At 62.4% G+C, this 9,250-nt stretch carries 11 protein-coding genes and 1 pseudogene; 9 read left to right on the top strand and 3 right to left on the bottom strand.

From position 1 onward, the window contains the following. Positions 1-150: 150 nt before the first annotated feature. Positions 151-378, top strand: a pseudogene (locus LQ956_RS09710) (type II toxin-antitoxin system Phd/YefM family antitoxin); the annotation flags it as partial. 357 nt (positions 379-735) lie between these two features. Here LQ956_RS09710 and vapC read toward each other — a convergent pair. The 3 genes from vapC to LQ956_RS09695 form a co-directional block, all read right to left on the bottom strand. Beyond that, positions 736-1,137 (bottom strand): type II toxin-antitoxin system VapC family toxin, encoded by a 402-nt coding sequence (vapC, locus tag LQ956_RS09705; RefSeq protein WP_238629894.1) that lies wholly within the window; start codon positions 1,135-1,137, stop codon positions 736-738. Further along, entirely contained in the window at positions 1,134-1,328 is a 195-nt protein-coding gene (locus tag LQ956_RS09700) for a type II toxin-antitoxin system VapB family antitoxin (protein WP_008933105.1), read from the bottom strand. Before LQ956_RS09700 ends, vapC begins: the two co-directional genes overlap by 4 nt. Before the next feature lie 296 nt (positions 1,329-1,624). Then, positions 1,625-2,416 (bottom strand): inositol monophosphatase family protein, encoded by a 792-nt coding sequence (locus LQ956_RS09695; RefSeq protein ID WP_238621206.1) that lies wholly within the window; start codon positions 2,414-2,416, stop codon positions 1,625-1,627. Between the two features lie 96 nt (positions 2,417-2,512). On the opposite strand from LQ956_RS09695, the gene trmJ reads away from it, so the two are divergent. The 8 genes from trmJ (at position 2,513) to hscA (ending at position 9,237) form a co-directional block, all read left to right on the top strand. Beyond that, positions 2,513-3,262: a tRNA (cytosine(32)/uridine(32)-2'-O)-methyltransferase TrmJ gene (gene trmJ / locus LQ956_RS09690; RefSeq protein WP_238621205.1), complete on the top strand. Its 750-nt coding sequence runs from the start codon at positions 2,513-2,515 to the stop codon at positions 3,260-3,262. Positions 3,263-3,333: 71 nt separating this feature from the next. Continuing rightward, the gene (gene cysE, locus LQ956_RS09685) at positions 3,334-4,137 is read left to right on the top strand and encodes a serine O-acetyltransferase (RefSeq protein ID WP_238621204.1); all 804 of its coding nucleotides are present in this window, start codon (positions 3,334-3,336) and stop codon (positions 4,135-4,137) included. A gap of 55 nt (positions 4,138-4,192) precedes the next feature. Beyond that, positions 4,193-4,696 carry a Fe-S cluster assembly transcriptional regulator IscR gene (iscR, locus tag LQ956_RS09680; protein ID WP_238621203.1) on the top strand — a complete coding sequence of 168 codons (504 nt, stop codon included), beginning with the start codon at positions 4,193-4,195 and terminating at the stop codon, positions 4,694-4,696. 20 nt (positions 4,697-4,716) lie between these two features. Beyond that, positions 4,717-5,940 carry an IscS subfamily cysteine desulfurase gene (locus LQ956_RS09675; protein WP_238621202.1) on the top strand — a complete coding sequence of 408 codons (1,224 nt, stop codon included), beginning with the start codon at positions 4,717-4,719 and terminating at the stop codon, positions 5,938-5,940. Positions 5,941-6,012: 72 nt separating this feature from the next. Then, complete coding sequence (gene iscU, locus LQ956_RS09670; RefSeq protein WP_238621201.1) at positions 6,013-6,417, top strand: Fe-S cluster assembly scaffold IscU; 405 nt, start codon at positions 6,013-6,015, stop codon at positions 6,415-6,417. Positions 6,418-6,435: 18 nt separating this feature from the next. After that, positions 6,436-6,759: an iron-sulfur cluster assembly protein IscA gene (iscA, locus tag LQ956_RS09665; RefSeq protein ID WP_238621200.1), complete on the top strand. Its 324-nt coding sequence runs from the start codon at positions 6,436-6,438 to the stop codon at positions 6,757-6,759. After that, a complete protein-coding gene (gene hscB, locus LQ956_RS09660; protein WP_238621199.1) occupies positions 6,752-7,321 on the top strand; it encodes a Fe-S protein assembly co-chaperone HscB in 570 nt (189 codons plus the stop codon). The genes iscA and hscB overlap by 8 nt, the downstream gene beginning before the upstream one ends. Before the next feature lie 44 nt (positions 7,322-7,365). Further along, the gene (gene hscA, locus LQ956_RS09655; RefSeq protein ID WP_238621198.1) at positions 7,366-9,237 is read left to right on the top strand and encodes a Fe-S protein assembly chaperone HscA; all 1,872 of its coding nucleotides are present in this window, start codon (positions 7,366-7,368) and stop codon (positions 9,235-9,237) included. Positions 9,238-9,250 lie beyond the last annotated feature (13 nt).

The raw sequence follows: 9,250 nt of genomic DNA, 5'->3' as shown, positions 1-9,250 counted from the left end.
TCGCATGCACTCGGACAGCAAAAAGCGGCGCTCGTTCCTCGCTCTGCTTTCTGCTGCCGGTGATGCGAGGCGTTATGCTGGGCGTTCATCTTGACCTACGTATTCAAAGGCGTACATTTGGTGAGAGTTTTAACACTCAAGAGGTGCGTCATGACCGCAATCTCAGCAACTGAGGCGCGCAGCAACCTTTATCGGTTGATTGACGAGACCGCCGAATCCCACCAACCAATCGTCATCATGGGTAAGCGGAACAAGGCTGTCCTGGTCTCCGAGGAAGACTGGTCTGCAATCCAGGAAACGCTTTACCTGCTCTCCGTACCGGGTATGCGGGAGTCTATTCGTGAGGGAATGGACACCCCCGTGGATGGATGCGATGAGGCGCCAGCTTTGATTCATGAATGCTCCTCCTGCTCACTTGCAGAGGTGTGGTTTGATGAAGATGACGGCAATATCTATCTAAACTTGAGCAGGGTCGCCACAGAAGAAGATTTGGAAAACGACCATTATCTTGAGTGTGAAGGGCAGACAATAGAAACCGTTCAGATCCAGGTTGCGTTCTGCCCTTATTGTGGTGAAAAGCTGTCGGTCGGTAAGGAAATTGTTGTACCCAACTTCCAGCACTACAACTTCGGCAGAAAGAAATGAGCACTCATGATCTGTCAGTCAACTTCGCGTCTGCGGCGCTGGACGGCTTACACTACGCTCCGCTCCGTTGTAGCCCCGGTTATTGAGGCGTTACGTTTCCGGCAGCGCTGAGACCAGGCCGAGATGATCAACAAAAGGAATGAAATCGCGGTCAGTGAAAAGCAAGGGCAACTTCTGCTCAATGCAGTAAGTCGCAATAATCACGTCCGTAGTTTTTCGGATAGTTATTCCTTTTTTGCGCAGTGCTCGGTAATTCTCCGCGCACTTCTCGGGCATGTCTTTTCCAAACATTTCAAGCTGGTCCAGCGTCATTAGGCTTTGCCTGGTCGTGCGGTATTCCCGGTCGTCCCGGATTCCCTGAAGAATTTCCAGAAATATCAAATCCCCCATGGCAACGACGCCCTCAACAATAGCAGCGTCAAGAGCATCGGTGTGCCGGCTCTGAGTGCCGTTAAGGTAGTCGATCCAGACACTGGTATCGACCAATATCATTTGCCGCCTCGCATTTCGTCAAGGTCGCCTTCCCACTTGATTCGACCTCGGAGCTTGCGAATTTCCTGCTGCTGGCTACGTCGCACCAGAAGCTTAAGCCCTTGTTCTACAACTTCTCTTTTAGTGCTCAGGCCAGAGGCTTTAAGGGCATCCATCATTAGCTTGTCATCTATAACAATGTTGGTTCTCATAAATCACCTATGTGTATTAATATCTGCTATATACACACCCTATCATAGGCAAAGAAACATAACAATCGGATCCACAGCGAGTTCGAACGCTGCTATCCTGCGCAGCATCAATCCTTCCTGCACTGGATCGGTTTTTCGGGTGATGAAATCCGGGTGCGAGAGTGACTGCGATAGCACGCCGCGCAAAGCGCGGCGCATCGAGCCATTTGGAAGTCCTGGTATGGAATTGGCCGAGGATCAGGAAGATCGGGGGGTATTCGAGGAACGGGTTTCTCGGCCGATAAACCCGTGCAATTTCACGCCCGGTTCACCACCGGATTGAGCCTCTGCAGCATGCCCTTGAACACCTTGGGACCGGCGGCCACCACGTTGCCGGTCACCAGATGGTCGGGATCGCCCTTGAGGTCGCTCACCAGGCCGCCGGCCTCCTGCACCATCAGTACGCCGGCCGCCATGTCCCACTCATGCAGGCCGATCTCCCAGAAACCATCCAGTCGACCGGCGGCCACATAGGCCAGATCCAGTGAAGCCGCCCCGGCGCGACGCACGCCGGCGGTGCCCGGCAGCAGGGCGCTCAGGGTGCGCAGGTAGTAGTCCAGGTTCTGGTCTTCCCGGAAGGGGATGCCGGTGCCCAGCAGGACGCCGGTCATGTCCCGGGGCTGGGTTACGCGAATGCGTCGATTGTTGAGGGTGGCACCGGCGCCGCGGCTGGCGGCGAACAGTTCTTCCTTGACCGGGTCGTAGACCACCCCGTGTTCCAGGCGTCCCCTCTGCTTGAGGGCGATGGAGACCGCATACTGGGGGATGCCGTGGAGGTAGTTGGTGGTGCCGTCCAGGGGATCGATCACCCACTGGAACTCCTCGTTGCTGCCCTGAGTGCCGCTTTCCTCCGCCAGGATGGCGTGACCGGGGTAGGCCCGGTGGATCACGCGTATAATCTCCCGCTCCGCCATGCGATCCACTTCGGTCACGAAGTCGTTGGGCTGCTTGTCCTGGACGGTGAGGGTATCAAGCCGATCCGCATGACGTACGATGACCTGTCCCGCGGCGCGGGCCGCCTTGACGGCGATATTGAGCAAGGGATGCATGGAAGACTTCCGGGATGAGCTGGGAAACAGGGCCGCGACCGTGCAGGCCGCGGGGAGATCAAAGAAGATACACAGCCATAGATGATAACTGAACCCATGGAATTACTGAATCCGGTCCGGATCGTGCTCGTCAATACCTCCCACCCGGGCAATGTGGGCGGGGTGGCCCGGGCCATGAAGAATATGGGCCTGTCGGACCTTCGGCTGGTGACCCCCCAGGATTATCCCAGCGCCGAGGCCACGGCCCGGGCCTCCGGGGCCGATGATCTGTTGGCCCGTGCCCGGGTGGTGGATGACCTGGACGAAGCGCTGGCGGGCTGTCGTCTGGTGCTGGGAACCAGTGCCCGCCAGCGCACCCTGCGCTGGCCCGAACTGGACCCCAGACAGGCGGCGGCCAGGCTGCTCGAAGTCGTCCCGACGGGGCCGGTGGCCGTGCTGTTCGGGCGAGAGCGGACCGGGCTGACCAATGAAGAGCTGGATCGCTGCCAGGCCCTGATCCATATCCCGGCCAACCCGGAATACAGCTCCCTGAATCTGGCGGCCGCCGTGCAGGTGCTCAGTTACGAGCTGCGCATGGCCGCCCTGGCCCATGCCCCCGCATCGGCACCGGCACCCACCGGCGGGGAGTTGCCCGCCAGTCATGAAGAGCTGGAGCGGCTTTATGCCCATCTGGAGGAGACGCTGCTGCTGCTGGAGTTTCTGGATCCGGACAACCCGCGGCACCTGATGCGTCGCCTGCGCCGTCTGTTTGCCAAGGCCGACCCCACCATCAACGAGGTGAACATCCTGCGGGGCATCCTCACCCAGGCGGCAAAAGGCCCACCGGAACACTCTGGCAAGCCCTGACGATCGGGGTACAATGACTCCAAAAAGACCCATGCCGGCGCCAATTCACGGGTCGGCCATCAGGACCCTCCATGTTCCAACGCCTGCGCGACGATATTCGCTGTGTCTTCGACCGGGACCCGGCTGCCCGGCATACTTTCGAAGTAATCACCACGTATCCGGGGCTGCATGCCCTGCTGCTGCACCGCCTGAGCCATGCACTCTGGCGTTTACGCCTGTGCTGGCTGGCACGTTATCTGGCCTTTTTGGGGCGCTGGCTGACCGGGATCGAGATCCATCCGGGTGCCACCATCGGTCAGCGCTTCTTCATCGACCACGGCATGGGGGTGGTGATCGGCGAAACCGCCGAGATCGGTGACGACTGCACGCTTTACCATGGTGTGACCCTGGGCGGGACCTCATGGGGGAAGGGCAAGCGTCATCCCACCCTGGAGGACAACGTGGTGGTGGGGGCGGGGGCCAAGATCCTCGGCCCCATCCGCATCGGTGAGGGCGCCCGGGTCGGTTCCAACGCCGTGGTGCTGCGGGACGTACCTGCCGGTGCCACGGTGGTCGGGATTCCCGGGCGCGTCATCACCCCCAGGAGCGATGAGGACCGGCGGCGGGAGGATATGGCCCTGAAGATGGGGTTCGATGCCTACGGCACCACCCAGGATATGCCGGACCCGGTGGCCACGGCCATTACCCGCATCCTGGACCACCTGCATACCCTGGATCAGCGCATGGACGAAAACTGCCACGCCCTCAAGGCCATGGGGGCGCAGGTGGATGACTCCCACATCAAGGAAATCCAGGCGGACGAACTGGGGGATCTGGCCGGGTCGTCCGCGCAGGGGCAGGACGGAGCTGAGTCACGACGGGGCGTTAATACTTGACCAAAAAGATAAGGTATTGTTAGCATACCCGGACGGATCATACGGGAGAGAGGCAATGAGACTGACAACGAAGGGGCGCTATGCCGTGACGGCGATGCTGGATCTGGCGATCCACAATGACCAGGGGCCGATCTCCCTGGCGGATATCTCGGGCAGACAGGGTATCTCACTATCCTACCTGGAACAACTCTTTGCGCGCCTGAGAAAGCGTGGTCTCGTGGTCAGCACCCGCGGTCCCGGCGGTGGTTACACCCTGAGCAGACCGGCGGATGAGCTTGCCATTGCCGACGTCATTTCGGCGGTGGATGAAAAAGTGGATACCACCCGCTGCGGCGGCACCGTGGATTGCCAGGACAGCCATCGCTGTCTCACCCATGATCTGTGGTCCGACCTGAGCGCCCAGATCCACAATTTCCTGGCCAACATCACCCTGGCCGACGTCATGCGTCGTAACGGCGTTCAGGAAGTGGCCGCCCGCCAGGACAGCATCATGTCACGCCAGCCTGCCGGCGCCCGCAGTGGTGCCGGTGCCGGGCTTGCATCCCAGTCCGTGGAATGAACAGGCCCAGGAGTGAAGCCGTGAGCGAGAACAATCGACCCATCTACCTGGATTATGCCGCCACCACCCCGGTGGATGAGCGGGTAGCAGAAAAGATGGCCCGCCATCTCACCATCGACGGCCTGTTCGGCAACCCTGCCTCCCGTTCCCATCCGTTCGGCTGGGAGGCGGAAAAGGCGGTGGAGGAGGCCCGTGAACAGGTGGCTGCCCTGGTGGGCGCCGATCCCCGGGAGATCGTCTGGACCAGCGGCGCCACCGAGGCGGACAACCTGGCCATCAAGGGGGCGGCCCATTTCTACCAGAAGAAGGGGCGCCACATCGTCACCATGAAGACGGAGCACAAGGCCGTCCTGGACACCTGTCGCCAGTTGGAGCGGGAAGGGTATGAAGTGACCTACCTGGATCCGGAACCCAATGGCCTGCTCGACCTGACCAAGCTTGAGGCCGCCCTGCGTGACGACACCGTGCTGGTGTCCATCATGCACGTGAACAACGAGATCGGCGTGATCCAGGACATCGAGGCCATTGGCACTCTGACCCGTGCCCGCGGCATCCTCTATCACGTGGATGCGGCCCAGTCCACCGGCAAGGTGGACATCGATCTGGCCATGCTCCCCGTCGACCTGATGAGCTTCTCCGCCCACAAGAGCTACGGCCCCAAGGGCGTGGGGGCTCTTTATGTGCGGCGCAAGCCCCGGGTGCGGATTGAAGCCCAGATGCACGGCGGCGGGCATGAGCGGGGCATGCGCTCCGGTACCCTCGCGCCCCACCAGATCATCGGCATGGGCGAAGCCTTCCGCATCGCCCGTGAGGAGATGGCTCAGGAAAACCAGCGTCTGCGCCAGTTGCGCGACCGTCTCTGGGCCGGTCTGTCGGACATGGACGAGGTCTATCTCAATGGCGATGCCGAGCGCCGGGTGGCGGGCAGCCTCAATGTCTCCTTCAATTTCGTGGAGGGCGAGAGCCTGATCATGGCGCTCAAGGACATCGCCGTGTCTTCCGGCTCCGCCTGCACCAGTGCCAGCCTGGAACCCTCCTATGTGTTGCGCGCCCTGGGTCGTGACGACGAACTGGCCCACAGCTCCATCCGTTTTTCCGTGGGCCGCTATACGACTACGGACGATATCGATCGCACCATCACCCTGGTCCGCGGGGCGGTACAGAAGCTGCGCGACCTCTCGCCGCTCTGGGAGATGCACCAGGAAGGGGTGGACCTGAAATCGGTGGCATGGGTCGCCCATTGACCTGCGCACGTCCTGCCCCGTGAGGCAGGACATGAAGACATTACTATTCAGAGTTTGGAGAGGTAACCGGAAATGGCCTACAGCGACAAAGTCATCGACCACTATGAAAACCCCCGCAACGTGGGTTCCCTGGACAAGGCGGATCCTCATGTGGGTACCGGCATGGTGGGTGCCCCGGCCTGCGGGGATGTGATGAAGCTGCAGATCCGCGTCAACGATGTCGGTGTCATCGAAGAGGCCATGTTCAAGACCTATGGCTGCGGCTCCGCCATTGCCAGTTCCAGCTTGTTGACCGAATGGGTCAAGGGCAAGACCCTGGAAGAGGCCGCGGCCATCAAGAACACCCAGATTGCCGAGGAACTGGCTCTGCCGCCGGTGAAGATCCACTGCTCGGTGCTGGCCGAAGATGCCATCAAGGCCGCCATTGCCGACTATCGCAAGAAATCCGGCGGTACGGTCGATACCGAAACCGCCTGAGAAGGAGAGTCAAGAGACATGGCCATCATTCTGACCGACACCGCCGCCGACCGGGTGCGCAGCTTTCTGGAAAAGCGAGGCAAGGGCATTGGTCTGCGCCTGGGGGTGAAGACCACCGGCTGTTCCGGCATGGCTTACATCATGGAGTTCGTGGATGAACTGGAGCAGGGTGATACCGTCTTTGAAGACAAGGGCGTCAAGGTGGTGATCAATCCCCGCAGCCTGGTCTATTTGGACGGGATGGAGCTGGACTACACCCGAGAAGGGCTCAACGAGGGTTTCCGCTTCAAGAACCCCAATGAGAACTCCCGCTGCGGCTGTGGCGAGAGCTTCAATGTCTGAGCAGGAGGCGCCCATCGGTCCGGCGCTGGATTTCGGGCGTGACTACTTTGCCTTGCTGGGCCAGCCCCGGGAGTTTCGCATCGACCTGGAGGCCCTGTCCCGAGCCTACCGGGCCTTGCAGGCCGATCTGCACCCGGACCGCTTCGCCCAGGCCTCGGAACAGCAGCGTCGTCTGGCAGTGCAGGGGTCGTCCCACGTGAACGAGGCGTATGCCACCCTCAGGGACGACACCCGTCGGGCCCGGTATCTGCTCAGTCTGCGGGGGGTGGAGGTGGATGATGACCGGGCCACCGCCTCGGATACCGCCTTCCTCATGGATCAGATGGAACTCCGAGAGACCCTGGAAGCGGTGCCGGAAGCCGCGGACCCTTTTGCCGCCCTGGATCGGGTGACCGCAGACATCGAGGCTCGCCACCATGCCCTGATTGAGGCCTTTGAGGCTGCCTGGGCCGCCGGTGACCTGGCGCAGGCCCGGGAACAGGTCCTCAAGTTGCGGTTTTTCAATCGTCTGCGTGATGAGCTGGAGCGTATCCGCGAGCGACTGGAAGACGACTTGCCCTGAACAGGGGTATCCCCAAGAACCCATCAAGACGGACTCAACTCGCCATGGCGCTATTGCAGATCTCCGAACCCGGCCTGTCGCCGGACCCCCATCAGCGACGTCTCGCAGTGGGGATCGACCTGGGGACCACCAACTCCCTGGTGGCGACCGTGCGCAACGGGGTGGCTGAAACCCTGCCGGACGAGGCCGGTCTCCACCTGCTGCCATCGGTGGTGCATTACGGTGCCGAGGCTCGGGTGCTGGTGGGGCATGAGGCCCGGCGCCTCGCCGCCCTGGATCCCCTGAATACCCTGTCCTCGGTCAAGCGTCTGATGGGCCGGGGCGTGGGAGATCTCAAGACCCTGGCCGGCCACGTTCCCTACGACTTCGCGCCGGGGGAGGGCGGCGTACCCCGCATCCGTACCCAGGCGGGGGAAGTGACCCCGGTGGAGGTCTCCGCCGAGATCCTCACGGCCCTGCGCCGCCGGGCGGAAGCGACCCTGGACGGGGATCTGGACGGGGCCGTGATCACCGTGCCCGCCTATTTCGACGACGCCCAGCGCCAGGCCACCAAGGATGCCGCGCGCCTGGCCGGGCTGAATGTCTATCGCCTGCTGAACGAGCCCACGGCCGCCGCCATCGCCTACGGTCTGGATCAGGGCCATCAAGGCCTGATCGCGGTCTTTGACTTGGGTGGGGGTACCTTCGATATCTCCATCCTGCGTCTGCACAAGGGGATCTTCGAGGTCCTGGCCACCGGCGGTGACAGTGCCCTGGGCGGTGACGATTTCGACCGCGCCATCGCCGCCTGGATGATGCAGGAGGCGGGCATCGAAGGAGATGCGGGGCATCGTCGCATGCGCCAGCTCATCCTCGATGCCTGCGCCGTCAAGGAGGCGCTCACGGATCGTGACGAGGCGCAGCTGCGCGTGGCCCGATCCGATTCCGAATACTGGACCGGCTGCATGACCTGCCACCAGATGAACTGTCTCATCGACCCCCTGATCAGCAAGGCCCTGTCCGCCTGCCGGCGCGCCCTGCGCGATGCCGGGGTCAGCCGCGACGAGATCACCGACGTGGTCATGGTGGGTGGCTCCACCCGCGTGCCCCGGGTGCGGGAGCGGGTCGGGGAGTTCTTCGGGCGCGAACCCCGGGTGGACATCGATCCGGATAAGGTGGTGGCCGTGGGGGCCGCCCTGCAGGCGGACATCCTGGCCGGCAACAAGCCCGGCGACGAGATGCTGCTGCTGGACGTGATCCCTCTGTCCCTGGGCATTGAGACCATGGGTGGCCTGGTGGAGCATCTGGTCCCCCGCAATACCACCATCCCGGTGGCCCGTGCCCAGGAGTTCACCACCTTCAAGGACGGCCAGACCGCCATGGTTCTCCACGTGGTCCAGGGGGAGCGGGATCTGGTGGACCACAACCGCTCCCTGGCCCGTTTCACCCTCTCCGGGATTCCGCCCATGGTGGCGGGTGCCGCCCGGGTGCGAGTCACCTATCAGGTGGATGCCGACGGCCTGCTCAATGTGACGGCCCGGGAAATGGTCAGCGGGGTTCAGGCCGGCATCGAGGTGAAGCCCTCCTACGGCCTTACCGACGGCGAAATCGAGTCCATGCTCACCGATTCCCGCAGTCATGCCGCCGAGGACATGCAGGCACGTCGCCTGCGGGAACAGCAGGTGGAGGCGGATCGGGTCCTGGAGGCACTGGAGTCGGCCCTGGCCGCAGATGGCCATCTGCTGAATCAGGGCGAACTGGAAGGTATCCGCGAGGCTGGCCGCCGGTTGTTGGAGGCTCGTCAGGGGGGCGATCACGAGGCCATCCGCCGGGCCATTGCCGAGATGGAGAGGGCCGGCGAGGCCTTCGTGGCCAGGCGCATGAACGAGAGTGTCCGCAAGGCCATGTCCGGCCATCGCGTCGAGGAATTCGAATAAACCCAGCTGGGAG

It is taken from the genome of Ectothiorhodospira lacustris (assembly GCF_022227845.1).
GTDB classification, from domain to species: Bacteria; Pseudomonadota; Gammaproteobacteria; order Ectothiorhodospirales; family Ectothiorhodospiraceae; genus Ectothiorhodospira; species Ectothiorhodospira lacustris.
This window is presented reverse-complemented; position numbering and strand designations above follow the sequence as displayed.

Coding starts and splice junctions, on each gene's coding strand:
- cysE (WP_238621204.1), top strand. CDS start 3,334: ATGTTCCAACGCCTGCGCGACGATATTCGCTGTGTCTTCGACCGGGAC.
- vapC (WP_238629894.1), bottom strand. CDS start 1,137: ATGATATTGGTCGATACCAGTGTCTGGATCGACTACCTTAACGGCACT.
- LQ956_RS09695 (WP_238621206.1), bottom strand. CDS start 2,416: ATGCATCCCTTGCTCAATATCGCCGTCAAGGCGGCCCGCGCCGCGGGA.
- iscA (WP_238621200.1), top strand. CDS start 6,436: ATGGCCATCATTCTGACCGACACCGCCGCCGACCGGGTGCGCAGCTTT.
- hscB (WP_238621199.1), top strand. CDS start 6,752: ATGTCTGAGCAGGAGGCGCCCATCGGTCCGGCGCTGGATTTCGGGCGT.
- trmJ (WP_238621205.1), top strand. CDS start 2,513: ATGGAATTACTGAATCCGGTCCGGATCGTGCTCGTCAATACCTCCCAC.
- hscA (WP_238621198.1), top strand. CDS start 7,366: ATGGCGCTATTGCAGATCTCCGAACCCGGCCTGTCGCCGGACCCCCAT.
- iscR (WP_238621203.1), top strand. CDS start 4,193: ATGAGACTGACAACGAAGGGGCGCTATGCCGTGACGGCGATGCTGGAT.
- iscU (WP_238621201.1), top strand. CDS start 6,013: ATGGCCTACAGCGACAAAGTCATCGACCACTATGAAAACCCCCGCAAC.
- LQ956_RS09700 (WP_008933105.1), bottom strand. CDS start 1,328: ATGAGAACCAACATTGTTATAGATGACAAGCTAATGATGGATGCCCTT.